Source organism: Parageobacillus galactosidasius, assembly GCF_002217735.1.
GTDB lineage: Bacteria > Bacillota > Bacilli > Bacillales > Anoxybacillaceae > Parageobacillus_B > Parageobacillus_B toebii.
Map to the genome: position 1 here is coordinate 304,948 of NZ_NDYL01000001.1, position 25,141 is coordinate 330,088.

Consider the following 25,141-nt stretch of genomic DNA (forward strand, 5'->3'; position numbering starts at 1 on the left):
AAGGAATCCCTTGCCGATGTACAACTAAAAAAATTCCCAATATTCTGGATTAGGGGGCCTTTTTGATGGTCAAAAAGCTGGCATTGCTATATGAAGGAAAAGCGAAAAAAGTGTATATGACTGATGATGCGAACGTATTATGGGTCGAGTATAAAGATAGCGCCACTGCGTTTAACGGGGAAAAGAAAGCGACGATTGCGGGGAAAGGGCGTCTTAATAACGAAATTACAAGTGTATTATTTTCAAAGCTTTGTGAAGCAGGAATTCCAAATCATTTTATTCAAAAATTATCTGCTACGGAGCAGCTTGTCAAGAAAGTGACGATTATTCCTCTAGAAGTGGTTGTCCGCAATGTTGTTGCTGGGAGTCTAGCAAAACGGCTTGGTATCCCAGAAGGAACCCACTTGGAAAAGCCTCTCATTGAATTTTATTACAAAAACGATGACCTCGGTGATCCTCTCTTATTAGAAGATCACATCGCGATTTTAAAGCTGGCTACCTCAGAACAAATTGCTGTTTTGAAGGAACTAGCTTTAAAAGTGAATGACGTATTAACGAAACATTTCGCAGACTGCCGTGTGAGATTAATTGATTTTAAATTAGAGTTTGGCGTTGATGCAGAAGGAGCGATTTTGCTTGCCGATGAAATTTCCCCAGACACTTGCCGTTTGTGGGATATGGAAACGAACGAAAAGCTTGATAAAGACGTATTTCGCCGTGATTTAGGAAGCTTAACGGATGCCTATGAAACGATTTTACAACGATTAGGGGGAGAATCAGCATGTACAAAGTAAAAGTATATGTTACGTTACGAGAAAGTGTGCTAGACCCGCAAGGAACGGCGGTGAAGGGAGCGCTCCATAGCTTGTCTTATAAGGAAGTGCAGGATGTACGAATCGGAAAATTTATGGAGCTTGTCATCGAAAAAAGCGAGCGTGATATTGATGTCCTTGTTCGCGAAATGTGCGAAAAGCTTCTAGCGAATACAGTGATTGAAGACTACCGCTATGAAATTGAGGAGGTAGTCGTACAGTGAAATTCGCGGTCATTGTGTTTCCAGGTTCCAACTGTGACGTCGATATGTATCATGCGATTGCCGATGAATTAGGAGAAGAAGTGGAATATGTATGGCATGATGCGGAAAACCTTGATCGATTTGACGCCATTTTGCTTCCAGGAGGATTTTCCTATGGAGATTATCTTCGCTCCGGAGCGATCGCTCGCTTTTCCAATGTCATGAAAGCAGTGAAAAAAGCGGCAGATGAAGGAAAGCCGGTGCTAGGCGTATGCAACGGGTTTCAAATTTTGCTAGAAGCAGGACTGCTTCCAGGAGCGATGCGCCGCAATAACAGTTTGAAATTTATTTGCCGTCCGGTTTCATTAAGAGTCGAAAATAACGAAACGATGTTTACGTCCGCTTACAAACAAGGGGAAGTGATTACGATTCCAATCGCCCACGGTGAAGGCAATTATTACTGTGATGAGCAAACACTGAAGCGGCTGATCGAAAATCGGCAAATCGTCTTTCGCTATCATGGGGAAAACCCAAATGGAAGCTTGGACGACATCGCTGGAATTGTCAATGAAAAAGGGAACGTACTTGGAATGATGCCGCATCCGGAGCGAGCTGTTGATTCGCTTCTTGGCAGCGCTGACGGATTAAAATTGTTTCAATCGATCGTGAAATATTGGAGGGAAACACATGTCGTTACTGCTTGAGCCAACCCCAACAATGATTAAAGAAGAAAAACTGTATCGGGAAATGGGATTAACGGATGAAGAGTTCGCGATGATCGAGAAAATTCTTGGACGTCTTCCAAACTATACAGAAACGGGAATTTTCTCGGTCATGTGGTCAGAACATTGCAGCTATAAAAATTCTAAACCTGTACTAAAAAAGTTTCCGACGGAAGGAAAACATGTGCTTCAAGGTCCAGGGGAAGGAGCGGGCATCGTTGACATCGGTGATGGGCTGGCGGTGGCGTTTAAAATCGAAAGCCATAATCATCCGTCCGCCATTGAACCGTATCAAGGAGCGGCGACTGGTGTCGGCGGGATCATCCGTGATGTATTTTCGATGGGAGCGCGCCCTATCGCTTTGTTAAACTCGCTTCGGTTCGGGGAATTGACTTCTCCGCGCGTAAAATATTTATTTGAGCATGTCGTTGCGGGAATCGCTGGGTACGGCAATTGCGTCGGCATTCCAACCGTTGGCGGCGAAGTGCAATTTGATGCGGCTTATGAAGGAAATCCGCTCGTTAACGCCATGTGTGTCGGCATCATCCGTCATGAAGACATCCAGCGTGGAATCGCATCGGGTGTAGGGAATACGGTCATGTACGTCGGAGCAAAAACAGGACGCGACGGCATTCATGGAGCGACGTTCGCTTCCGAGGAATTGACCGAGCAATCAGAAGCGAAACGACCGGCTGTTCAAGTCGGCGATCCATTTATGGAAAAGTTATTGCTTGAAGCGTGCTTGGAAGTAGTAAAATCCGATGCGCTTGTTGGCATTCAAGATATGGGAGCGGCGGGCTTGACGAGTTCTTCGGCGGAAATGGCGAGCAAAGGCGGTTTTGGCATCGAGATGAACTTAGATCTTGTTCCACAGCGCGAGGCAGGCATGACTCCGTATGAAATGATGCTGTCCGAATCGCAAGAACGGATGCTGCTTGTCGTCAAACAAGGACGCGAGCAAGAAATTTATGAGTTGTTTGCAAAATATGGGCTCGAAGCGAAAGCGATTGGCAAAGTGACCGATGACAAAATGCTCCGCCTTTATTTTCATGGGGAAGTCGTCGCCGAAATCCCGGTCGACGCCTTAGCCAAAGATGCGCCAGTATACCATAAACCGTCGAAAGAACCAGCATATTATCGCGAATTTCAAGCGATGGAACCGTATGTTCCGGCTGTTTCCAACTATGAAGAAACGCTGCTTTCGTTATTAGCCCAGCCAACGATTGCAAGCAAAGAATGGGTGTATCAACAATACGATTACATGGTGCGGACAAATACGGTCGTTGCCCCAGGATCGGACGCTGCGGTCTTGCGCATCCGCGGCACGAACAAGGCGCTGGCGATGACGACCGATTGCAACTCGCGCTACATTTATTTAGATCCAGAAACGGGCGGAAAAATCGCCGTGGCGGAAGCGGCGCGAAACATTGTCTGTTCAGGAGCGAAACCGCTGGCGATTACAGACTGCTTAAATTTCGGCAATCCAGAGAAACCAGAAATTTTTTGGCAGCTAGAAAAAGCCGTTGACGGAATGAGCGAAGTTTGCCGAGTGTTAGGAACTCCAGTCATTAGTGGAAACGTTTCTTTATATAACGAAACAAATGGAGAAGCCATTTATCCGACACCTGTTATCGGCATGGTTGGACTCGTGGAGGACATTCGTCATATTACTACACAAGCGTTTCAACAAGCAGGCGATCTCATTTATGTGATTGGGGAAGCGAAGCAGGAGTTCGGCGGAAGCGAGCTGCAAAAATTGCTAGAAGGCCGCATTTTTGGAAAAGCACCGGAAATTGATTTAGCAACGGAAGCAAAGCGGCAGCAAGAATTGCTGACGGCGATTCAAGCAGGAGTCGTCGCATCCGCGCACGATATCGCAGAAGGCGGTTTTGCGGTCGCTCTGGCGGAATGCGTGATGAGCACAAACGGCCTTGGCGCGAAAGTAACAGTGGACGGGGATATAACGTCTCAATTATTTAGTGAAACACAATCTCGTTTCATCGTTTCCGTGAAAAAAGAAAATCAAGAAAAGTTTGAAAAGCTTGTGGAAGCGAAGCTTATTGGCGAAGTAACAAACGATGGCACGCTTCTTGTTGAACGAGCGAGCGGAGAAGTTGTCATCCAGCTTTCAGTCGAGCAAATGAGAAGCGTTTGGAAAGGAGCTATTCCATGCTTGCTGAAATCAAAGGATTGAACGAAGAGTGTGGTGTTTTCGGCATTTGGGGACACGAAAATGCGGCGCAAATAACATATTACGGTTTGCATAGTCTTCAGCATCGCGGACAAGAAGGAGCGGGAATTGTTGTCGCCCATCAAGGAATGTTGCAAGGACATAAAGGATTAGGGCTTGTTACCGAAGTGTTCAGCAACGGAGAGCTTCAAGCGCTAAAAGGATCGGCCGCCATCGGTCATGTTCGTTATTCAACCGCGGGAGGAGGCGGCTATGAAAACGTTCAGCCGCTTCTGTTCCGTTCGCAAACCGGAAGCATTGCGCTTGCACATAACGGCAATCTCGTCAACGCGATGGACTTAAAGCTTCAGCTGGAGGAGCAAGGTAGCATTTTCCAAACGACATCGGATACGGAAGTATTTGCTCATCTCATTCGCCGCAGCCATGCGCCGACATTCAAAGAGCAAATTAAAGAAGCGCTCACGTATGTTGAAGGAGCGTTCGCTTTCCTGCTATTGACGGAAACAGCGTTGTACGTGGCGCTCGACCCGCATGGGTTCCGCCCGCTTTCCATTGGGCGGCTTGGCAATGCATATGTTATCGCTTCCGAAACGTGCGCGTTTGATGTCGTTGGCGCGACATATGAACGGGAAGTGGAACCGGGAGAGCTAATCATCATCAGCGCGGAAGGAATGCGTTCTGAACGATTTGCACAAGCGCAATCACGTTCGATTTGCAGCATGGAATACATTTATTTTGCTCGTCCAGACAGCAATGTCGATGGCATCAACATTCATACAGCAAGAAAAAATCTGGGGAAACGCCTGGCGCTTGAAGCTCCGGTGGAAGCGGACATTGTCACCGGCGTGCCTGATTCAAGCATTTCCGTTGCGATTGGTTACGCGGAAGCCACGGGTATTCCTTATGAGCTTGGGCTCATTAAAAACCGATATGTCGGACGTACATTTATTCAGCCGTCCCAGTCACTTCGCGAACAAGGAGTAAAAATGAAACTTTCCCCGGTACGCGGCGTTGTCGCGGAAAAACGCGTCGTCATGGTTGATGATTCGATCGTGCGCGGCACGACAAGCAAACGCATTGTTGCGATGCTTCGCGAAGCAGGAGCGACGGAAGTGCATGTCCGCATCAGCTCGCCGCCGATCACTCATCCTTGTTTTTACGGGATTGATACATCCACAAAAGAGGAATTGATTGCGTCTAATTATACGGTAGAAGAAATCCGCCAAATCATCGGAGCAGATTCCTTGGCGTTTTTAAGTCAGGAAGGGCTGTTAGAAGCGATTGGGCGCTCTCCTCATCTACCATTACGTGGGCAATGTATGGCATGTTTTACCGGAAACTATCCGACAGATATTCATAAAGCGCGGTCGCTGTTTATGGCAACAAAGTAAAAAAGGGGGACTCGACGTGGCAGAAGCATATAAACAAGCGGGTGTGGATATTGAAGCAGGGTATAAGGCGGTCTCCTTGATGAAGCAGCATGTGCAAAAAACAATGCGCCCTGAAGTGCTCAGCGGATTAGGCGGTTTTGGCGGGATGTTCGATTTATCTTCACTCGGCTATCGCGAACCGGTGCTTATTTCCGGGACGGACGGAGTGGGGACAAAACTAAAAATCGCGTTTATGATGGACTGCCATGATACGATTGGAATCGATTGTGTGGCAATGTGTGTCAACGATATCGTTGTGCAAGGAGCAGAGCCGCTCTTTTTCCTTGACTATATCGCGTGCGGCAAAGCAATACCGGAAAAAATCGCGCAAATTGTCAAAGGAATCGCGGACGGCTGCGTCGAGGCCGGCTGTGCTCTTATTGGGGGAGAAACGGCGGAAATGCCGGGAATGTATGACGAAAATGAATATGATGTTGCCGGCTTTGCGGTCGGTATTGCCGAAAAGTCGAAGCTTGTTACCGGCAGTGCCATTCAAGCGGGAGATGCTCTCATCGGACTTGCATCAAACGGCATTCATAGCAACGGCTATTCGCTCGTTCGCCGCATCGTTTTCGAGCAGGCGAAACTTGCGCTTGATCGCGTCTATGAACCGCTTAGTGTTCCATTAGGAGAAGAACTATTAAAACCGACGCGCATTTATGTAAAACCGTTGCTTAACGTGATGAAACAATTTGAAATCAAAGGAATGGCGCATATTACTGGCGGCGGTTTTATCGAAAACATTCCACGTATGCTTCCGAAAGGATTAGGTGCGGAAATTGATTACGGTTCGTGGCCGATTCCGCCGATTTTTGACCTCCTGCAAGAAAAAGGAAACCTTCTTCGCCGTGATATGTTTTCGATTTTTAATATGGGTATTGGCATGGTGCTGGCGGTAGATAGTGAAATGATTCATCCAGTGATCGCACGCTTAGAAGAACTTGGTGAGAAAGCGTATTTAATCGGCCGCGTGAAACAAGGAGAAGGCGTTTCGTTTGCCGGAGGGGCGATGTCATGAAAAATATCGCCATATTTGCTTCCGGCAGCGGAACGAATTTTCAAGCGATTGTCGACGCGGTGAAAAAAGGGATCGTGCCAGCAAGAGTAGCGTTATTAGTATGCGACAAGCCGGGAGCGAAAGTGATTGAACGGGCGGAGCGGGAGCGAATCCCTACGTTCGTTTTTTCTCCGAAAGATTACGACTCAAAAGCCGAATTTGAACAAGCGATTTTAGCTGAGTTGCGAAAACACGAGATCGAATTTATCGCTCTTGCCGGTTATATGCGGCTCATTGGTCCAACATTGCTTGATGCATATGAAGGGAAAATCGTCAATATTCATCCTTCGCTGTTGCCGGCGTTCCCGGGAAAAGATGCGATTGGGCAGGCGTACCGCGCAGGAGTGAAAATAACTGGTGTGACGATCCATTATGTTGATGAAGGAATGGATACAGGACCAATCATTGCTCAACGCGCGATTGCCATTCACGAAGGAGAATCGCTAGCACAGCTAGAGGAGCGCATTCATGAAGTGGAACATGAGCTATATCCAGCTGTATTAAAAACATTACTCGAACATGATAGAAAGGATCGAGAATAATGGCAGTAAAACGGGCATTATTAAGTGTATCGAACAAAGAAGGAATCGTATCATTGGCGAAACAGTTAGTGGAACTCGGTGTGGAAATTATTTCAACAGGCGGAACGAAAAAAACGTTAGAAGAAGCGGGAGTTCCTGTCATAGGCATTTCTGATGTTACCGGATTTCCGGAAATTTTAGATGGGCGCGTCAAAACATTGCATCCGATGATCCATGGGGGACTTCTTGCGATTCGCGACAATGAGCGCCATCAAAGCGAGCTTCGCGAGCATCACATTACCCCAATTGACCTTGTTGTCGTCAATTTGTACCCGTTTCAACAAACGATCGCCAAAAGCGATGTGACGTTTGCCGAAGCGATCGAAAACATTGATATTGGCGGCCCGACGATGCTGCGGGCGGCGGCGAAAAACCATCAATATGTGACGGTTGTCGTTGACCCGGCCGACTATGATACGGTAGTGCAAGAACTAAAAGAACACGGAGATGTCTCGGCAGAAACGAAATTAAAGCTTGCGGCAAAAGTATTTCGCCATACAGCTGCGTACGATGCGATGATTGCCGAGTACTTAACGAATAAAACTGGAGAAGAGTATCCGGAATCATTGACGATCACTTTCGAGAAAAAACAAGCGTTGCGTTATGGGGAAAACCCTCACCAAACTGCGGCGTTTTACAAAAAACCGTTAGGCGCATCTTTCTCGATTGCCCAAGCAATGCAGCTGCATGGAAAAGAATTGTCATATAACAACATTAACGATGCGAATGCGGCATTGCAAATCGTCAAAGAATTTACCGAACCAGCCGCGGTGGCGGTGAAGCATATGAATCCGTGCGGTGTCGGTACTGGCGCAACGATTTACGAAGCGTTCACCAAAGCGTACGAAGCGGATCCAACCTCGATTTTTGGCGGCATTATCGCCTTAAACCGCGAGGTCGATAAAGAAACCGCCGAAAAAATGCATGAAATCTTTTTAGAAATCGTGATTGCCCCATCGTTTAGCAAAGAAGCGCTCGATATTTTAACACAAAAGAAAAACATTCGCCTTCTTACCGTTGATTTCACGGCGCCAAACACGAAAGAGAAGCTGCTTGTTTCCGTACAAGGCGGATTGCTTGTTCAAGAAACGGATACGCATACGCTCGATGACGCGGAGATTAAAGTTGTAACGAAACGCGAGCCGACGGAACAAGAATGGGAAGCGTTGCGGTTTGCATGGAAAGTGGTGAAACATGTGAAATCGAACGCGATCGTGCTTGCAAAAGACGGAATGACTATCGGCGTTGGTGCCGGTCAAATGAATCGCGTCGGCGCGGCGAAAATTGCGATTGAACAAGCAGGGGAAAAAGCAAAAGGAGCCGTGCTTGCCTCTGACGCGTTTTTCCCAATGGATGATACGGTGGAGGCGGCAGCGAAAGCAGGAATCACAGCAATCATCCAGCCAGGCGGCTCGATTCGCGACGCCGATTCGATCAAAAAAGCAGATGAATACGGAATTGCCATGGTCTTTACAGGAATCCGCCATTTTAAACATTAAGTTGGAGGGAATAACATGAAAGTGCTTATTATCGGACGCGGCGGCAGGGAGCATGCGATTGCCTGGAAAGCCGCGCAAAGCCCGCTCGTAAGTAGGTTATATGCCGCCCCAGGCAATCCGGGGATCGCTCAAGTCGCCGAGCTCGTTTCGATTGATGAGCAGGATGTCGAAGCGCTTGTTCAGTTTGCAAAACAAGAGGGTATCGATCTTACTATCGTCGGTCCGGAAGCCCCGTTGCTTGCCGGTATTGTCGACCGTTTTGTGGAGGAAGGGCTGCGCATTTTCGGGCCACGCAAAGAAGCGGCATTGATCGAAGGAAGCAAGGCGTTCGCGAAAGAGATGATGAAAAAGTACGGCATTCCAACGGCGGAACATGCAACTTTCACTTCGTATGAAGAAGCAAAAGCGTATGTCGAGAAAAAAGGAGCGCCGATTGTCATTAAAGCGGACGGATTAGCGGCAGGAAAAGGGGTTATCGTTGCTGCGACGCTGCCGGAAGCAATGGAAGCACTAAGCGCGATGATGGTCGAAAAACGATTCGGCGAAGCGAGCAAGCAAGTAGTAATTGAAGAATATTTGGAGGGCGAAGAATTTTCGTTCATGGCGTTTGTCCATGGAGAGCGCGTTTATCCGATGGTCATTGCCCAAGATCATAAGCGGGCATATGACAATGATCAAGGACCAAATACAGGCGGAATGGGGGCATACTCTCCTGTACCGCAAATTTCAGCACAAACGATCGATGCGGCGCTTTCGCAAATTATCAAGCCGATGGCGAAAGCGATGGCCGCGGAAGGCAGGCCGTTTACCGGCGTGCTGTACGCTGGATTAATGGCAACAAAACAAGGACCAAAAGTCATCGAGTTTAACGCACGCTTTGGCGACCCGGAAGCGCAAGTCGTTTTGCCGCGTTTACAAAACGATTTGATTCAAGTGATTTTGGACTTGCTTGCGGACCGTGAAATAGAGCTTACATGGTCAGAAGAAGCAGTGATTGGCGTTGTCTTAGCAGCGAAAGGTTATCCAGGAAAATACGAGCGCGGGGCAGTTATTAAAGGATGGGAACAGTTAGGAGAAAGCGCACTGTTGTTCCACGCGGGAACGATGATGGAAAACGGCGCGTTATGCACAAACGGAGGACGCGTGTTGCTTGTTGCGGCGAAAGGGGAGACGCTAAAGCAAGCACAACAAACGGTATATGAGCGAATTTCGTATATTACATGCGATCAGCTGTTTTATCGCCGCGACATTGGAAATAAAGCTATCGAACGCGCTTTTTCCGCACGTACACAAATGTAAGAGCAATAATACCGCCGATGAGGGATGCAAGTACAAATGACATATCTGTTATATATTCGAGTAACATTTCGAACACTCCTTCGGAAAGACTGGCGTCATCAAGCGCCAGTCTCTTTTTTAAGTAGGATTGAACATCGTTTCATCTTTTATACGTATCGATTGCTCACGGCGATTATTTTCAAATAAAGCGGTCATTGGACAAAAATGTGTAATCCCTTCTCCTACTTTCATTGCGGCAAGCAGCGCAACAATGAGATAAGAAGCGCACCAAGGCCGTCTTGTCATTTTTGCCGTTGCCCATGCAAGCATGGTCAAACCAAAAGTAATACGAATGAGCGCATTGACGATACCGATATTAGCCATCTCCATTTTTCCCTCCTTTTTCATTGTGAAAGCGACTTTAATGCGGTAAAATGATTACATGGCATGATTAGGAAAAAAGGGGACGAGATATAGATGAGCGAACAACGTTATCGTTGGAAAAGTTACGAATTGCGTGAACATGTTGCGATTATTGATGGAAAAAAATCACCGACAAAAGTGTTAACGAACGCGACTTATTTACATTCGTATTTTCGTGAATGGTTGAAAGGAAATATTTGGATATACAATGATCGAATTGTGTATGTCGGGGAACGGTTTCCCGATCGGGTCGATGATCAATGTGAAATCATCGATTGCAGCGGTTATATATTAGTTCCTGGTTATATTGAACCACATGCACATCCATTTCAATTATATAATCCCCATTCGTTTGCGCACTATGCATCGAAATATGGAACGACAACATTGATTAACGATAATTTATTCTTTTTGTTGCACTTATCAGATGATCAAGCCTTTTCTTTTTTAAAGAAAATGAATGCGCTTCCGTCATCGATGTACTGGTGGTGTCGATTGGATGGACAGACGGAGCTGGAGAAAGAAGAAGAACAGTTATCCAACGCCAGAGTAAAGCGGTGGCTGGAACAGGAAACGGTATTGCAAGGTGGCGAGCTAACAGGCTGGCCGAAGCTTCTTGCTGGGGATGATCTGATACTTCATTGGATTCAAGAAGCAAAGCGGTTAAGACGAAAAATTGAAGGGCATTTTCCTGGTGCTTCTGAGAAAACGCTTACAAAAATGATGCTTCTTGGTGCTGATAGCGATCATGAAGCGATGACAGGCAAAGAAGTATATATGCGGCTTTTGCACGGATATACCGTGTCATTACGCCATTCGTCCATTCGACCAGATTTACCGATGCTTTTACAAGAAATAAAGGAACTTGGCATTCATCAGTATGATAAGTTGATTCTCACGACGGACGGATCGCCGCCATCGTTTTATGAAGAAGGAGTCATGGACCGCTTGATTCGCATTGCGTTGGAGCATGGTATTCCTGTTATTGACGCATACAATATGGCTACGGTGAACGTCGCTCGCCATTACGGAATAGAGCACCTTCACGGAAGCATTGCGACAGGAAGAATAGCAAACATTAACTTTTTGCGTGCGAAAGAAGACCCAACCCCTGTGCAAGTGCTTGCAAAAGGACAATGGGTAAAGCGAGAAGGAGAAGACTCGATTACATGGCCATCGATCTCGTGGAGCGACTATGGAATGGAGCCGCTTCGCTTATCCTGGCATTTAACAATGGATGATTTACAATTTTCGATGCCAATAGGAATGTATATGGAAAACACGGTGATTATGAAGCCATATTCTATTTCGATCGATACTTCTCGTGACGAACTGTCCACCGATCATGATGAAAGCTTTTTAGCACTGATGGATCGCCATGGGAAATGGCGTGTCAATACAATATTGAAAGGGTTTGCTACGAATGTCCGCGGACTTGTTAGCTCCTATTCGACTACAGGGGATATTATTTTAATCGGAAAAAGCAAGAAGGATATGTTTCTTGCTTTCCAACGAATGTGTGAAATCGGCGGCGGAATTGTATTAGTGGAAAATGGTGAAATCATTCATGAAATTCCGCTATCTCTCCATGGCATGATGTCGAAACAAAGCGTAGAAGAGTTGATCGATGAGGAGAAAAAGTTCGTTGAATTATTAAAACAGCGCGGATATCGTTTTGTGGACCCAATTTATTCGCTATTCTTTTTACAATCGACACATTTGCCGTATGTGCGTATTACACAACGGGGAATTTATGATGTAATGAACAAAACAGTACTCTTTCCGCCGATAATGCGTTAAAATAGAAAAGAAAAAGGTTGTGTGGCTGTTGAGAAAACGTTGGCTTATTTTATTTAGTGCACTATGCCTTTTCATGGGCGGTTGTATGCATGAAGTAAAAGCACCTCAGCCGAATCCGTCGCCCGTGGAAACGCCAAAACACCAGAACATTTCCACACAGCAAGTATTTCCGCTAACCGGGCTGCCAGCGGAAGGGGCGGTGAACCATCGCGTTATTGCGGTAATGGTGAACAATCATCCAAAAGCGCGGCCGCAGTCAGGACTACAAAAGGCAGATATCGTTTATGAGGTGCTCGCTGAAGGGGATATTACACGGCTTTTAGCGTTATATCAAAGCGAATTTCCGAAAAAAGTAGGCCCTGTGCGCAGTGCGCGCGACTACTATATCGAGCTTAGCAATGGTTATCATGCGCTTTACGTTTGCCACGGTTGGAGTCCAGAGGCAAAAGCGATGCTGGAATCAGGGACAACCGATTATTTAAACGGTTTGTTCTATGATGGAACGTTGTTTAAGCGTGTTTCCTTTCGAACAGCGCCGCATAATTCATATATTACGTTTGCCAATATCAAAAAGGGAGCGGCTGAGAAAGGATATTTGCTTCAAGATCATATCGATCCGCTCCCGTTTCGCATCGATGCCCCGAAAGGAGAACAGGCGGACAAAATCGACATTATTTATTCTCACCGTGGCTATGCTCAAGTGCAGTACAAATATGCGCCGGATCAAAAAAGCTATTTCCGCTATAGTGCGGGCGAACAAACCATTGATTATGATACGCATGATCCTATCCAAATTCAAAACGTATTGGTTATTGCGGCGAAACATAATGTTATCGATTCATCGGGGCGACGCAGTATTGATCTAGTTTCTGGCGGAAGCGGATATTTATTTCAAAACGGAATCGTCAAACAAATCGAATGGGAAAATGTGAACGGGCGCATTTTGCCATATGAAAATGGAGCACCAGTCGGCTTTATGCCAGGCAAAACGTGGATCAATGTTGTTCCGGACTTAAACATAGTAAAATGGTAAAGGAGGAGATGTTATGCAAATCGATAAATTACGCGGCAGGGAAGTGGACCAGCTGTTTAAAGCGATTCTTTCCCTGCGTGACTTAGAGGAGTGCTACCGCTTTTTTGACGATTTATGCACGGTCAATGAAATTCAATCGCTAGCACAGCGCCTAGAAGTAGCGCGTATGCTTCGCGAGGGATATACGTATCATAAAATCGAAACGGAAACAGGAGCGAGCACCGCGACGATTTCACGCGTGAAACGTTGTTTAAACTATGGAAACGACGCTTATGCGATGGCGTTAGACCGCATTAAAGAAGAAGAGAAACAACATTCCGAAGAAGCAAATAACGCACAACAGAAGTAAGCAAGGAGATTCCTTCCAAAGAAAAGGAACTCCTTTTCTTTTTGCCGATTTGTTATAATGAAAAAATGGATAAATCAATGGAGGGTTTTCTATATGTACGATATTCGCCAATGGCGTCATGTGTTTAAGTTAGATCCAAACAAAGAAATTAGTGACGAACAGCTTGAACACATTTGTGAATCAGGAACAGATGCAGTCATTGTCGGCGGAACGGACGATGTCACATTGGAAAACGTCCTGGAGCTTTTGGCGCGAATCCGCCGTTTTTCCGTTCCATGTGTCCTGGAAATATCAAATCTTGAGTCAGTGACACCGGGATTTGATTTTTATTTTGTCCCAATGGTATTAAACAGCCGCGAAAAGAAATGGATTATCGATTTGCATCATGAAGCGGTAAAACAATTTGGCGACATAATGAACTGGGATGAAATTTTTATGGAAGGGTATTGCATCTTACATAAAAATTGCAAAGCAGCAATGCTTACGGATGCGAATACGGAACTTCAAGAAGATGATGTTGTTGCATATGCGCGCATAGCGGAGCATATGTATCGGCTGCCAATTTTTTATTTAGAATATAGCGGTTCATACGGAAATCCTGAGCTAGTACAGCGCGTAAAACAAGTGTTGAAACAAACGCAATTGTTTTACGGCGGCGGAATCGAAACGGAAAAACAGGCAAAAGAAATGGCACAATATGCTGACACGATCGTCGTAGGCAATGTCATTTACGAAGATATAAAAAAGGCGCTTGCGACCGTAAAAGCAGTGAAACAGTAAATTTGTCGATATGAAAAAAGTGGTGTAAAATAGAACATATGTTTTCTGGTGGTGATCAATATGAATTTTTTGTCGGAAAAATTACTCGCTAACTTAAATGAACAGCAACAAGCAGCGGTAAAGACGACGGAAGGGCCGCTTCTCATTATGGCGGGGGCGGGGAGCGGGAAAACGCGTGTATTGACGCATCGGATCGCTTATCTAATGGCGGAAAAACGCGTCGCACCGTGGAATATTTTAGCGATTACATTTACAAATAAGGCGGCGCGTGAAATGAAGGAACGCGTGCAGGGACTTCTTGGCGGAGCAGCCGAGGAAATTTGGATTTCCACGTTTCACTCCATGTGTGTCCGCATTTTGCGCCGCGATATTGATCGCATCGGCATTGACCGCAATTTTTCCATTTTAGATACGACCGACCAACTCTCTGTTTTAAAAAATATTTTAAAAGAAAAAAACATCGATCCGAAAAAATTTGATCCACGCGCGATACTCGGCACGATCAGCAATGCGAAAAATGAATTGCTCACCCCTGAAAAGTTCGCGAAAAAGGTGAGCAGCTACTATGAAAAAATCGTCAGCGACGTATACGAAGAATATCAGAAGCGGCTTTTGCGCAACCATGCGCTCGATTTTGACGACTTAATTATGACGACCATTCAATTGTTTGAGCGTGTGCCGGAAGTGTTGGAACATTATCAATATAAATTTCAATACATTCATATTGACGAGTATCAAGATACAAACCGGGCGCAATATGTGCTTGTCAAAATGCTTGCGTCGCGTTTTAAAAACATATGTGTTGTCGGTGATGCGGATCAGTCGATTTATCGCTGGCGCGGAGCCGATATTCAAAACATTTTATCGTTTGAAAAAGATTATCCGAACGCGAAAGTCATCTTGCTTGAGCAAAACTATCGCTCCACCAAGCGGATTTTGCAAGCGGCAAACGAAGTCATTGAACACAACGTGAACCGTAAGCCGAAAAAACTATGGACGGAAAACCCGGAAGGACAAAAAATCGTCTATTACGAAGCGATGAACGAATCGGATGAAGCGCAATTTGTTGTTGGTAAAATAAAAGAATATGTGGACAGCGGAAAACGCCGATATTCTGATTTTGCCATTTTATATCGCACGAACGCTCAATCGCGGGTCATGGAAGAAGTGCTTTTGAAGTCGAACATTCCTTACCAAATTGTCGGCGGTTTGAAGTTCTATGACCGTAAAGAAATTAAAGATGTTTTGGCATATTTGCGGGTGATTGCAAACCCGAATGATGATATTAGTTTGCTGCGCATCATTAATGTGCCGAAACGCGGCATCGGTGTTTCCTCGATCGATAAAATCGTAAGCTATGCTTCTGAAAACGAATTATCGGTATTCGAAGCGCTCGGCGAACTTGAGCATATTGGGCTCTCTGCGCGCATCGCCGCTTCCTTGCTTGAATTTCGCCGCATGCTTGAACAATGGGGGCAGCTGCAAGAATATGTTTCTGTCACAGAACTAGTCGAAGAAGTGTTGGACAAGTCTGGTTACCGCGAGATGCTGAAAGCGGAAAACACGCTGGAGGCGCAAAGCCGTTTAGAAAACATCGATGAGTTTTTGTCGGTGACGAAGCATTTTGAAAATGTAAGCGAAGATAAGTCGTTAATTGCGTTTTTAACCGACTTGGCATTAATTTCTGATATTGACCAGCTAAATGAAATGAACGGTGAAGACCAGGATGCGGTAGTGTTAATGACGCTCCATTCGGCAAAAGGGCTGGAATTTCCGGTTGTCTTTTTAATCGGGATGGAAGAAGGGATTTTTCCTCATAGCCGTTCACTTGACGATGAAGATGAGATGGAAGAAGAACGTCGCCTCGCTTACGTCGGGATCACCCGCGCGGAAGAAGAGCTGTTTTTAACGAGCGCGCAAATGCGGACATTGTTTGGATATACAAATATAAATCCGGTATCCCGTTTTATTCGCGAAATTCCAGAAGAGCTAGTGGAACGAGTAAACAAACGAACGTCATGGACATCGGCCGCGGCGGGAAAACAAACGACTGTCCGTAAAATCGCAATCGCCTCTTCTACTGGCGGAGAAGCGATCCCTTGGAAAGTTGGAGATAAAGTCGAACATAAAAAATGGGGAATCGGCACCGTTGTCAGCGTTCGCGGAGAAGGAGAGGATAAAGAGCTTGACATCGCGTTCCCAAGCCCGGTTGGAATTAAACGGTTGCTTGCGAAATTCGCTCCGATTACAAAGGTGTAAAGAAAGGGGAAACGAATATGGAACGACAAGCTGCGATCAAGCGAATCGAAGAGCTTCGCGAGCTTTTGAATCAATACAATTATGAATATTATGTGCTTGACCGTCCATCTGTGCCGGATTCGGAATACGACCGGCTTATGCAAGAACTTATCGCGTTAGAAGAACAATATCCGGATTTAAAAACGAAAGACTCTCCGTCGCAACGCGTTGGCGGGCAGGCGTTAGATGCGTTTCAAAAAGTGGAACATCGCACGCCGATGCTAAGCCTTGCGAACGCGTTTAACGAAGGTGATTTGCGCGATTTTGACCGCCGTGTGCGTCAAGAAGTCGGCGATGATGTCGCTTATGTTTGCGAGCTGAAAATCGATGGGCTTGCTGTATCTGTCCGTTATGAAGACGGCTATTTCGTTCAAGGGGCGACGCGCGGCGACGGAGTGACCGGAGAGGATATTACCGAAAACTTAAAAACGATCCGCTCTTTGCCGCTTCGCTTGAATGAGCCGGTAACGTTAGAAGCGCGCGGCGAAGCGTACATGCCGAAAGCGTCGTTTGAGCGATTGAACGAACAGCGACGCAATCGCGGGGAAGAGCTGTTTGCCAATCCGCGCAACGCCGCCGCAGGTTCTTTGCGTCAGTTGGATCCGAAAATCGCCGCATCGCGTCACCTGGATTTATTTGTATACGGCCTTGCCAACGCGGAAGAATTAGGAATTGATTCTCATAGCGCGGCGCTCGATTATTTGCAGCAGCTTGGGTTTAAAACAAACCCGGAACGCCGCCGCTGTGCTAATATCGATGAAGTCATTCAATTTGTGAATGAATGGCATGAAAAACGCTCGCATCTACCTTATGAAATTGACGGGATTGTCATAAAAGTCGACTCGTTTGCGCAACAAAAACAACTAGGTGCGACCGCGAAAAGTCCACGTTGGGCCGTTGCTTATAAATTCCCGGCTGAGGAAGTGGTAACGAAACTGATTGGCATCGAATTAAGCGTCGGACGCACAGGAGTCGTTACTCCGACAGCGATTTTAGAGCCGGTGCGCGTTGCAGGTACAACGGTACAACGCGCCACCCTTCATAATGAGGATTTTATTCGCCAGAAAGATATCCGCATTGGTGATTCGGTCATCATCAAAAAAGCGGGGGATATTATTCCAGAAGTAGTGAATGTCGTGCCAGACCGGCGGACGGGAGAAGAAGTGCCGTTTGTCATGCCGACCCATTGCCCGGAATGTGCAAGTGAACTAGTTCGTTTAGATGGTGAAGTGGCGCTCCGGTGTATTAACCCGAAATGTCCAGCGCAAATTCGCGAAGGATTAATTCACTTCGTATCACGTCAAGCGATGAACATCGAGGGACTTGGCGAAAAGGTCATTTCCCAGCTGTTCCGTGAAGGTCTCATCCATGATGTTGCGGATATTTATCGATTGACGAAGGAGCAGCTCATCCCTTTAGAACGTATGGGGGAAAAATCGGCAGCCAATTTACTCCATGCCATTGAAGCGTCCAAACAAAATTCGCTAGAACGTCTTCTCTTCGGTCTCGGCATTCGCCATGTCGGCGCAAAAGCCGCCAAAGTGTTAGCGGAACATTTTGAAACAATGGATCGTCTGCAAACAGCGACAAAAGAAGAATTAATGGCAATTCACGAGATTGGTGAAAAAATGGCTGATTCGATTGTCACGTATTTTGCGAAACCGGAAGTAAAAGAACTTCTAAACGAACTGCGCGCTTACGGTGTCAACATGGAATACAAGGGCCCGAAAACGCCAAAACCTGGCGATGTTCATTCATATTTTGCAGGAAAAACAGTTGTATTAACAGGAAAACTTGAATCATTGTCGCGCAATGAGGCAAAAGAAAAAATTGAACAGCTTGGCGGCAAAGTCACTGGCAGTGTGAGCAAAAATACAGATTTAGTCATTGCCGGAGCAGATGCAGGCTCGAAGCTTGCGAAAGCACAGCAGCTTAACATCGAGATTTGGGATGAAGCGAGATTTCTTCAAGAAATTGAACAAAATAAGTAGGTGTGGAAAAATGAAGAAACGGATGATCATATTCACTGCACTTCTTCTTTTCCTTTCTTCCTGCGCTCCAAAATTTGATGAGGAAGAGGTAGTACAGAAGAAAGACAATAAGGAGCAAAAAGCAGTGATTCCAAAATATAACATTTCCGATTCTTATTACCGTGTTGTGCTGCCGTTTAAAGTCTCAGGAGCACGGGGAGAAGTAGTAGAAGATTTAAATACCCGTTTGGATGTGGATGAATTTGAAACAGGGCTTATGCGTGTAGCACAAGACCGCTTTTCTCCAGAAGAATATTTATTCCAAGAAGGGCAATACTTAGATAAAAAAACGGTGAAACGTTGGCTGAAAAGAGAACGGACTCCTAGTCAGCTAAAAAGAGAAAAGATGAAGCCTTCCGAAAACGTCGGCTTAAATCCACCTATTAGCGACAGCGGAACGAATGAAGAAAAAAATAAAAAAAGCCCGATTTATTTAGCAAGCATTTTGGAGCATGATTATTTAGTCAAAACGAGTGACAATAAAGTAAAATTAGGCGGAGTAGCCATTGGATTAGCATTAAATTCCGTTCATTACTACGAAACGGAACAAGGCTATCCGCGCGAGGTAAAAATCAAAGATGATGTTATTGAAAAGGAAGGAAAACGAATCGCAGCGGAAGTTCTTTCCCGCCTTCGCCATATCAAAGAGTTGAAAGAGGTTCCGATTACGATCGCGCTGTTCAAACAAGCGCCAAAATCTTCGGTTATTCCAGGCAACTTTTTCGCTGTTGCGCATGTGGATGAAGGAAGCGATACGATTGACGAATGGAAAGCCATTCATGAAGAGTACTATTTATTTCCATCCGATGAAGCGCAAAAAAACCATCGGGATGACTGGTTAAAGTTTAACAATTTTAAATCGGATATTGAGGAATTTTTCCCAAATTACACAGGAGTTGTCGGAAAAGCGCTATACCGTAATGATCAACTGCAACAGCTGACGATTAACATCTCGATGCCGTTTTACGGAAAAGCGGAAGTGATAGGATTTACCCAATATGTTACAGGCCTGGTCATGGAAAAGTTTCCGAATTATATTAATGTAAACGTCTATATTTCTTCTGTAGGTGGACCGGAAAGCATTATTATTCGTCAAGCGAAGGCAGATCAACCGTTTGTTCATATTTATCAATAGTTTTTTGCTTTTTTTAAAAAATTGAATAACTTTTCTTTTTAATTAGGCGAGAAGACTCCCACTTCAACGAAGCGAAGCGGAGTAAGTGGGAGATGAATCGCCTTAACTATATTTTGCTGAAAATAGGATAGATTCAGTAAAATATAGTATAATATAGTTAGATGGTCCGGCAAACTAATCAATGCTGATGTAAATGGTGCATTAAACATCTTAAAGAAAAGTAAAGCTGTAGACCTGAGTGTCTTATGCTCTAGCGGCGAAGTGGACACGCCTCAAAGAATAAGGATTGCTTAAAGCAGTCAAACTTCTTTGGAAGCCCCCACTTCAAATTTTCGCTAGAAATTAAGTGGGGGTAGTTCACCCGTTAGAATGATAGATGTAGGCTGTAAACGCTTTTTTCGTAATCTGACCAAAGGGGGAAAATCATTGATGGTACAACCTTATAAGCATGAACCACTTACAGACTTTACCGTAGAAGCGAATCGAAAAGCGTTTGAAGAGGCGTTGAAAAAAGTCGAGGCGGAACTTGGCAAAGACTATCCTTTAATTATTGGCGGTGAACGGGTTACAACCGACGAGAAAATCGTTTCAATTAACCCTGCGAATAAGACAGAAGTAATCGGCCGTGTGTCGAAAGCGAATAAAGAACTTGCGGAAAAAGCGATGAAAGTTGCCGATGAAGCGTTTAAATGGTGGAGCAAAACAAAACCGGAGGCGCGTGCAGATATTTTATTCCGCGCTGCTGCGATTGTGCGCCGCCGCAAACATGAATTTTCGGCATTGATGGTAAAAGAAGCGGGTAAACCGTGGAAAGAAGCGGATGCGGATACGGCGGAAGCGATTGACTTTATGGAATATTACGCTCGCCAAATGTTGAAATTAAAAGACGGCATTCCAGTAGAAAGCCGCCCGGGCGAAACAAACCGTTTCTTCTATATTCCGCTTGGCGTTGGCGTTGTCATTTCGCCGTGGAACTTCCCGTTTGCGATTATGGCTGGTACGACCGTCGCATCGCTTGTTACCGGCAATACGGTACTGCTCAAGCCAGCGAGCGCTACCCCAGTAGTTGCTTACAAATTCGCAGAAGTATTGGAAGAAGCAGGGCTTCCTGCGGGAGTATTAAACTACATTCCAGGAAGCGGTGCGGAAGTTGGCGATTACTTAGTAGACCATCCGCGCACTCGCTTTATTAGCTTCACTGGTTCCCGCGATGTCGGCATTCGCATTTACGAACGCGCCGCAAAAGTACATCCGGGCCAAATCTGGCTCAAACGCGTCATCGCCGAGATGGGCGGTAAAGACGCCATTGTTGTCGACAAGGAAGCGGATCTAGAATTAGCAGCACAATCGATTGTCGCATCTGCGTTTGGTTTCTCCGGCCAAAAATGTTCGGCTTGCTCGCGCGCCATTATCGTCGAAGATGTGTATGATCAAGTATTAAATCGCGTTGTCGAGTTGACAAAACAACTAAAAGTCGGCGATCCTGCGGACCAAAGCACATTTATGGGTCCAGTCATCGACCAATCGGCATACAACAAAATTATGGAATATATCGAAATCGGCAAAAAAGAAGGACGTCTCATGACAGGCGGCGAAGGGGACGATTCCAAAGGCTTTTTCATTCAGCCAACGGTATTTGCCGATGTTGATCCGAACGCGCGCATCATGCAAGAAGAAATTTTCGGACCGGTTGTGGCGTTTACGAAAGCGAAAGATTTCGATCATGCGCTTGAAATCGCCAACAACACCGAATACGGCTTAACTGGCGCCGTCATCTCCCGCAACCGCGCCAACCTTGAAAAAGCGCGCGAAGAATTCCATGTCGGCAACCTTTACTTCAACCGCGGTTGCACGGGCGCGATCGTTGGTTACCAACCGTTCGGCGGCTTCAACATGTCCGGCACCGACTCGAAAGCGGGCGGCCCTGACTACTTGATTCTTCATATGCAAGCAAAAACGGTATCAGAAATGTTTTAATGAAAAACCCTCTCTGCGCAGGCAGGGAGGGTTTTTTGTGTATTGATAAGTTTCGGTGGCTTGTTGTAAATGTTGTAATATTTACAAAGTTTTTGCGTGGCTTTGTTATTAAAAAAATGGTAATGACTTAAACATTTTTATTGATTCCAACGTTACGTGAAGTTTTATGATAGTGTCAGAAGGGGGAGAACGATGAAAAAGGTGTATCCAATCGGTGAGTTTGCGAAAAAAACCGGCCAAACAATACGAACTCTTCACTATTATGATGAAATAGGAATTTTGAAACCGTCGCATGTATCGAGTTCTGGACGCCGATTTTACAGTGAAGATGAGATCATTGCATTGCAAAAGATTGTGGCACTGAAGTTTTTAGGTTTTTCCCTTGAGGAAATTAAACATTTTATGCAAGAAGAAAAATGGGATTTAAAAGAATCGCTTGCTTTTCAAAGAAGAAGAGGAATGGGTGGCAAAAGCTATAGAAATATTTTTAGCGAAAGAAGGAGTAGATTGGAATGAAGAAGAATCGTGATATGCCGATAGACAATTGGCAATCTTTCTGGGAGTTAATCAAGAGCACGAATCCGCCAAAATGGATTTTTGTCACTGCTATTACTCTTAGTTTGATCGAGACAGGGGTTGGGCTCATTGTACCATGGTTTACGAAATCTCTTGTTGACCAGATCGCTGCATCTACGGTAGAACCATCGATTATTATTTTACTTGCGGCTTCATTTATTTTGCAAACGATCACTTCCGGATTTTCTTATTACTTCCTCACCTATATTGGAGAATATGTGGTTGCAGCAATTCGCAAAAAGCTTTGGAATCAAGTTTTATTATTGCCTATTCCTTTTTTCGACAATCACCAATCTGGAGAAACGATGAGCCGAATTACTCAAGATACCAACACGGTAAAAATGCTGATCACCCAACATTTAGTTACATTTCTGACTGGATTCATTTCCGTTGCAGGGGCTGTTAGCATCCTGCTTATTATCGACTGGAAAATGACCCTTATGATGGTGACGGCTGTCCCAGTTTCAATCCTTATTCTCTGGCCGCTTGGGCAAAAAATGTACAAAATTTCAAAAACCACCCAAGATGAAATGGCCAGTTTTTCAGCCAATCTTGGCAGAGTGTTATCCGATATTCGACTTGTAAAAGCTTATTGTGCAGAGAAAGAAGAGCAAAAAAACGGGGAACTAGGGATTCTTCATCTTTTTCAATTCGGTCTAAAAGAAGCAAGAATACAGGCTGTCATTTCCCCTTTTATGACATTTGTGATGATGCTCGTTTTAGTCATTTTGATCGGTTATGGCGGCGTTCGTGTAGCCTCAGGCACGCTTTCATCCGGCTCTCTTGTCGCCATCATTATTTACATGGTTCAAATCGTTGTTCCTTTTAGTCAGATGGCTGTATTTTTCACCTCATTTCAAAAAGCAATGGGGGCAACAGAACGAATCCAACGCATTTTATCCTTAGAGAAAGAACCAAACGGCAGCTTGCCTGCGGTGCAAAATCCTGAGCAAGATATACATTTTCGAAATGTTTCCTTTTCTTATAAAAAGGGGGAGCCTGTACTCAAACAAGTAACGCTCACTATTCCTTCAGGGAAAACAACAGCTATTGTTGGTCCGAGCGGCGCCGGAAAAACGACATTGTTTGCTTTGTTAGAACGATTTTACACACCCGATGAAGGAGAAATATTGCTAGGGGAAACCAATATTGAAGATTTTGACTTGTATTCGTGGCGCAGTCAAATCGGTTATGTTTCTCAAGAAAGTCCAATGATGTCAGGAACGATACGTGACAATATTTGTTATGGGCTCAATAGAGACGTTTCCGATGAAGAAATAGAACGAGCAGCCAAACTGGCAAATGCAGCGGAATTTATCGAGCGGCTTCCAAACGGATATTTGACGGAAGTCGGGGAACGGGGAATCAAATTATCAGGTGGACAGCGGCAGAGAATTGCCATTGCCCGCGCTCTTATCCGCAATCCGAAAATTCTTCTCCTTGACGAAGCAACCTCAAACCTGGACAGCTCATCGGAAGTTCTTGTTCAAAAGGCCTTGCAGCGGCTAATGGAAGGAAGAACAACACTTGTCATTGCTCATCGGCTCTCAACCGTTGTCAACGCAGACCAAATCGTTGTATTAGAGAATGGGACCATCACTGGGGTCGGAACACATAGCGAATTGCTGCAAACCCATCCGCTCTACAGAGAACTGGCCGAACAACAATTTCAGACAATATCGGAGTAAAAAATAAATTTTTTTCGAGGCATGGCAGGTACAACTTTGGTGTTAAAACCACATATGAACCTCTCCCACCCTCATTCCATGAAGAGATGGGAGAGGTTCATATTTCGATAAGTTTGAAGAAGGAATTTCACGAATTTTGTTGTAATTTATCTATTGGAAATATTTGTGTGGGATGTTGGTGAAATCATGGAAAAAGAAACAGTGAGGATGAAAATGAAAGAAATCCTCGAATCATCTTTTTCCGTGCCGTCTTTAAAAGAAGCGGTATTGACATCAATAGAGGAGCACACAAAACAAAGCGACTTTTTGTTCGGCCGCTTAGCCGGTGTGCATTATCAGATGTTTTCCGAAAACATGAAGGAAACCGAACGAATCGCAGCGGTTGTAGAACTGATGATGTTGGCTGGGGATCTACTCGATGACCTCGTTGATCAAGACAGCTTGGAAATCTCGTGGAGACAAGTCCCTCTTGCCACCTTCCTTCATGTCGTCGTCGGATTATTGTTAGCAGGACAAAAAGCAATTGCGGATTTGCCTATCGATGATTATAAAAAAGTAAGGGCACAGTCATATATTTTATCTCGATTGCTTCAAAGTTTAAATGGGCAGCATATGGATGTCACAAATGACATACAGACGGAAACGGATTATTTACAGATGCTGAAGAAAAAATCAGGTTCTCTAGTAGCCATGGCGTGTTTCGTCGGAACTGCATTGGCAGGCGCTGAAAAAAACACTGTCATCATTGAAAAGTATGCCAATGATATAGGAATCGCTGCGCAAATCGACAATGATATCGATGCGTTGTATCGTTGGGATGAGAAGAACGACATCAAAGCAAAGAAGAAGTCGCTTCCGGTATTGTACATGCTGGCAAGTAAACGGGATAACTTATTGAAACAGTATTTTAGCAATCATATTGATTACAATGAGCTTTATGCCCAAAAAGAAAAAGTGATTCAGCAAATGGAACAGGAAGGAGCGTTTTATTATGCTAAAGTGATGAGCCAGATTTACAAGGAAAAGGCTTTGCAAGAAATCGAGAAACTGGATGTAGACGATAGGTACAAATCCGCACTGAAAACAATTATTTTGTAATGTTGGAGGGGGATCTGCGATGCAAGAAATCATTCGCTTTTTAGTAGAACATCCAGAAGTCATCGAAAAATTACAAAATGGTACGGTGAGCTTGATAGGTTTAAGTGAGTTAGAGGTAAAAGCGGTTGTAAAGGTATTTAGTGAATCGACGGAGCCGCTTGGATATTGGAAGTAGATAACG

The 25,141-nt window shown here is 45.1% G+C and carries 23 protein-coding genes and 1 pseudogene; 22 read left to right on the forward strand and 2 right to left on the reverse strand.

Features of this window, described 5'->3' with window-relative positions; translation table 11 throughout:
- Positions 1-65 precede the first annotated feature (65 nt).
- Genes purC through purD form a run of 9 tightly spaced genes read left to right on the forward strand, consistent with a single transcriptional unit; the run spans position 66 to position 9,794 of the window.
- On the forward strand, positions 66-794 hold the full coding sequence (gene purC, locus B9L23_RS01695) for a phosphoribosylaminoimidazolesuccinocarboxamide synthase (protein WP_089096757.1): 729 nt from the start codon (positions 66-68) through the stop codon (positions 792-794).
- A complete protein-coding gene (gene purS / locus B9L23_RS01700; RefSeq protein ID WP_012749003.1) occupies positions 782-1,036 on the forward strand; it encodes a phosphoribosylformylglycinamidine synthase subunit PurS in 255 nt (84 codons plus the stop codon). Before purC ends, purS begins: the two co-directional genes overlap by 13 nt.
- A complete protein-coding gene (purQ, locus tag B9L23_RS01705; RefSeq protein ID WP_012749004.1) occupies positions 1,033-1,719 on the forward strand; it encodes a phosphoribosylformylglycinamidine synthase subunit PurQ in 687 nt (228 codons plus the stop codon). The genes purS and purQ overlap by 4 nt, the downstream gene beginning before the upstream one ends.
- Positions 1,703-3,931: a phosphoribosylformylglycinamidine synthase subunit PurL gene (purL, locus tag B9L23_RS01710; RefSeq protein WP_089096758.1), complete on the forward strand. Its 2,229-nt coding sequence runs from the start codon at positions 1,703-1,705 to the stop codon at positions 3,929-3,931. The genes purQ and purL overlap by 17 nt, the downstream gene beginning before the upstream one ends.
- A complete protein-coding gene (purF, locus tag B9L23_RS01715) occupies positions 3,907-5,319 on the forward strand; it encodes an amidophosphoribosyltransferase (RefSeq protein WP_089096759.1) in 1,413 nt (470 codons plus the stop codon). The genes purL and purF overlap by 25 nt, the downstream gene beginning before the upstream one ends.
- 16 nt (positions 5,320-5,335) lie before the next feature.
- Positions 5,336-6,376 (forward strand): phosphoribosylformylglycinamidine cyclo-ligase, encoded by a 1,041-nt coding sequence (purM, locus tag B9L23_RS01720; RefSeq protein ID WP_089096760.1) that lies wholly within the window; start codon positions 5,336-5,338, stop codon positions 6,374-6,376.
- Complete coding sequence (gene purN, locus B9L23_RS01725) at positions 6,373-6,957, forward strand: phosphoribosylglycinamide formyltransferase (protein ID WP_012749008.1); 585 nt, start codon at positions 6,373-6,375, stop codon at positions 6,955-6,957. The genes purM and purN overlap by 4 nt, the downstream gene beginning before the upstream one ends.
- The gene (purH, locus tag B9L23_RS01730) at positions 6,957-8,495 is read left to right on the forward strand and encodes a bifunctional phosphoribosylaminoimidazolecarboxamide formyltransferase/IMP cyclohydrolase (RefSeq protein ID WP_089096761.1); all 1,539 of its coding nucleotides are present in this window, start codon (positions 6,957-6,959) and stop codon (positions 8,493-8,495) included. Before purN ends, purH begins: the two co-directional genes overlap by 1 nt.
- Positions 8,496-8,510: 15 nt before the next feature.
- Positions 8,511-9,794 carry a phosphoribosylamine--glycine ligase gene (purD, locus tag B9L23_RS01735; protein WP_062755936.1) on the forward strand — a complete coding sequence of 428 codons (1,284 nt, stop codon included), beginning with the start codon at positions 8,511-8,513 and terminating at the stop codon, positions 9,792-9,794.
- Here the strand turns inward: purD and B9L23_RS21490 are convergent.
- Together B9L23_RS21490 and B9L23_RS01740 are read right to left on the reverse strand one after the other, a co-directional pair.
- Entirely contained in the window at positions 9,757-9,861 is a 105-nt protein-coding gene (locus B9L23_RS21490; RefSeq protein ID WP_328267490.1) for an EYxxD motif small membrane protein, read from the reverse strand. The genes purD and B9L23_RS21490 overlap by 38 nt on opposite strands.
- A 50-nt stretch (positions 9,862-9,911) precedes the next feature.
- Positions 9,912-10,157 (reverse strand): YgaP family membrane protein, encoded by a 246-nt coding sequence (locus B9L23_RS01740; protein ID WP_089097458.1) that lies wholly within the window; start codon positions 10,155-10,157, stop codon positions 9,912-9,914.
- Between the two features lie 93 nt (positions 10,158-10,250).
- Here B9L23_RS01740 and B9L23_RS01745 point away from each other — a divergent pair, with 93 nt between their 5' ends.
- From B9L23_RS01745 to comX, 13 genes and pseudogenes are all read left to right on the forward strand, one after another.
- Entirely contained in the window at positions 10,251-11,996 is a 1,746-nt protein-coding gene (locus B9L23_RS01745) for an adenine deaminase C-terminal domain-containing protein (RefSeq protein ID WP_089096762.1), read from the forward strand.
- A 73-nt stretch (positions 11,997-12,069) separates the two neighbouring features.
- Positions 12,070-13,029, forward strand: a complete 960-nt coding sequence (locus tag B9L23_RS01750) for a DUF3048 domain-containing protein (RefSeq protein ID WP_089097459.1) — start codon at positions 12,070-12,072, stop codon at positions 13,027-13,029.
- A gap of 13 nt (positions 13,030-13,042) precedes the next feature.
- Positions 13,043-13,378, forward strand: a complete 336-nt coding sequence (locus B9L23_RS01755; protein WP_062755932.1) for a YerC/YecD family TrpR-related protein — start codon at positions 13,043-13,045, stop codon at positions 13,376-13,378.
- Positions 13,379-13,471: 93 nt separating this feature from the next.
- Positions 13,472-14,158 (forward strand): heptaprenylglyceryl phosphate synthase, encoded by a 687-nt coding sequence (gene pcrB, locus B9L23_RS01760; protein WP_089096763.1) that lies wholly within the window; start codon positions 13,472-13,474, stop codon positions 14,156-14,158.
- 60 nt (positions 14,159-14,218) lie between these two features.
- Complete coding sequence (gene pcrA / locus B9L23_RS01765; protein WP_089096764.1) at positions 14,219-16,417, forward strand: DNA helicase PcrA; 2,199 nt, start codon at positions 14,219-14,221, stop codon at positions 16,415-16,417.
- A gap of 17 nt (positions 16,418-16,434) precedes the next feature.
- Positions 16,435-18,447 (forward strand): NAD-dependent DNA ligase LigA, encoded by a 2,013-nt coding sequence (gene ligA / locus B9L23_RS01770; protein ID WP_089096765.1) that lies wholly within the window; start codon positions 16,435-16,437, stop codon positions 18,445-18,447.
- A gap of 10 nt (positions 18,448-18,457) precedes the next feature.
- Positions 18,458-19,621, forward strand: coding sequence for a CamS family sex pheromone protein (locus tag B9L23_RS01775; RefSeq protein WP_089096766.1), 1,164 nt, complete (start codon positions 18,458-18,460; stop codon positions 19,619-19,621).
- A gap of 165 nt (positions 19,622-19,786) precedes the next feature.
- Positions 19,787-19,915 (forward strand): annotated as a pseudogene (locus tag B9L23_RS20840) (RNA-guided endonuclease TnpB family protein); the annotation flags it as partial.
- A 135-nt stretch (positions 19,916-20,050) separates the two neighbouring features.
- A complete protein-coding gene (pruA, locus tag B9L23_RS01785; protein ID WP_089096767.1) occupies positions 20,051-21,598 on the forward strand; it encodes an L-glutamate gamma-semialdehyde dehydrogenase in 1,548 nt (515 codons plus the stop codon).
- 192 nt (positions 21,599-21,790) lie between these two features.
- Positions 21,791-22,114, forward strand: coding sequence for a MerR family transcriptional regulator (locus B9L23_RS21305; RefSeq protein WP_141103832.1), 324 nt, complete (start codon positions 21,791-21,793; stop codon positions 22,112-22,114).
- On the forward strand, positions 22,111-23,862 hold the full coding sequence (locus B9L23_RS01795; protein ID WP_089096768.1) for an ABC transporter ATP-binding protein: 1,752 nt from the start codon (positions 22,111-22,113) through the stop codon (positions 23,860-23,862). The genes B9L23_RS21305 and B9L23_RS01795 overlap by 4 nt, the downstream gene beginning before the upstream one ends.
- A 186-nt stretch (positions 23,863-24,048) precedes the next feature.
- The gene (locus B9L23_RS01800; RefSeq protein ID WP_245842272.1) at positions 24,049-24,960 is read left to right on the forward strand and encodes a polyprenyl synthetase family protein; all 912 of its coding nucleotides are present in this window, start codon (positions 24,049-24,051) and stop codon (positions 24,958-24,960) included.
- 19 nt (positions 24,961-24,979) lie between these two features.
- On the forward strand, positions 24,980-25,135 hold the full coding sequence (comX, locus tag B9L23_RS01805; RefSeq protein ID WP_013144165.1) for a competence pheromone ComX: 156 nt from the start codon (positions 24,980-24,982) through the stop codon (positions 25,133-25,135).
- The last annotated feature ends 6 nt before the right edge of the window (positions 25,136-25,141 follow it).